The sequence below is a fragment of the Ruminococcus champanellensis 18P13 = JCM 17042 genome, from assembly GCF_000210095.1.
In the GTDB taxonomy this organism is placed as follows: Bacteria; Bacillota; Clostridia; order Oscillospirales; family Ruminococcaceae; genus Ruminococcus_F; species Ruminococcus_F champanellensis.
The window spans coordinates 1,899,373-1,900,985 of sequence record NC_021039.1; the positions used below are offsets into that span (position 1 = coordinate 1,899,373).

2 protein-coding genes are annotated in these 1,613 nt (G+C 55.9%); both read right to left on the minus strand.

Features of this window, described 5'->3' with window-relative positions; genetic code table 11:
• Positions 1-9: 9 nt before the first annotated feature.
• On the minus strand, positions 10-483 hold the full coding sequence (locus RUM_RS08615; protein ID WP_015558740.1) for a pyocin knob domain-containing protein: 474 nt from the start codon (positions 481-483) through the stop codon (positions 10-12).
• Positions 476-1,613, minus strand: a 1,138-nt coding sequence (locus RUM_RS12175; protein WP_147645658.1) for a phage tail spike protein, incomplete at its 5' end; no start/stop codon positions are given. The genes RUM_RS12175 and RUM_RS08615, both read right to left, overlap by 8 nt.

The following is a 1,613-nucleotide window of genomic DNA, read 5'->3' on the forward strand; positions in this document are numbered from 1 at the left end:
TTTTTTCGATCATGTTCCCGCCCCCTCCAACGCCGCCACTCTTGCCTCTAGGGCAGCCAATTCACTGGACATTACGTATTTTTCCCAACCGCTAAACGCCGCACTGCTGACGTTGTACGTTCTGGCGTACATGACACCGGTTCTGCCGATCAGGGTCTGCCGCAGAAAATTGACCGTAGATGTGGTTTCCACAATCAGCTTGAACGCCTGTCCGGATGCTGTATAGCCCTCCGGCAAATTGGTGCATGCTGCCGCAATGGCGTTGGTGGGCGCAGCGTAGGTGCCGGTGGTCAGAACCGTATTCAGATCCTGCCCGGCATCCCAGACGGTGTTCCAGGCGGCAAGGGGCAATGCCCCCGCCTGCACGGCTGTCACCCCGTGGGGGTTTTCCTGGCTGTCCAGATGGGTCTGGATCGTTTCAAAATTGGTGTTTGCCTTCTGCCGCCCCAGATTCACGTTGTCAGTTTCCAGAATCTCAATCATATTTCACCATCACCTTTCCCGCAAGTTCTGCGTACGTCGTATTTTTCAATCGTTCATAGGTGTACAGCATGGTGCCCAGATAGCCGTAGGTGTTCTTCGCCGCTTCTTCAGCCCGCTGCTGCTCGAATTGGTAGGTGCCCACGGTCTTGCCGGTGCTTGCAACAATGGACTTCCGCAGACTGCCCAATTCAATGGACTGCACCTGGCCGGTGATTGCATCCATGACCTGCTTTACAATCTGTTGCGTTGTCCAGATGCCCAATTCCTCCGAATACACCGTGCCGATGTCACCAACATTGAATGCTGCCAGCCCCACAAAATCCTTGTACAGCTCCATATGTCGAAGATCCACCACATCCACCCGGTAGTTCACCTGGGGCATGCAATTTGCCGCCACATACTCCTGCACCTGCCGCAGGGCGTCGTTGGTAGCTTCTTTGTCGTCCGTAATGGATTCGTCCACGGTCACCTTCAGGAACGTCATGGGCTGCACCGGAAGGGTCAGCTGCCGGTATGCGGCAACGCCCCTGGCTGCATTCTCAACGCCCCGGATGGTGGCCTCCCAATAGACACATGGGGTATAGTCACTACAGTCAATGGATTCTTCCACCGCCAACATGTTCACCCCGTGTCGCAGCCGGAATGCGTCCTGCTTGCCTCGGTGCTCGTTGATATAGATGTCATATCCATCCCGGCGCAATTCTCCGCCCCAGCGATTCACAAAACAGTTGTCCGCCCCTAGCAGTGCCGCCGTGGGGGACATTTTTTCGTAATAGGCGGTGCGCGTTTCGGTGATATCCGAATGCACCCGGAAGGGCGGCTTGGGGGCGGTGCCAGCCACGCCCCGGTTGGTGTAGGTGTGGTCCATGATCCACTCCAGGGCTTCCTGACCGTTCAATTCGGTGGGATGGGCGGATAGGATGAAGTGTCCGTTCAGATCGTAAAAAATGTGCCGAGCATACACCGTCCGCTCCGTCATGCTGGTCTTCTTGGAATAGATCCGGAAGGGCTGCCCCTGCACTTTGATGACATTGAACTCAATGGCATACTGCCAGCCGCTGTGCTCGTGGATGGGGATGGTCATTTCCAGTTCATATTGTCCGTTCAGCTCTTCGGTGATCTTCCCGGAC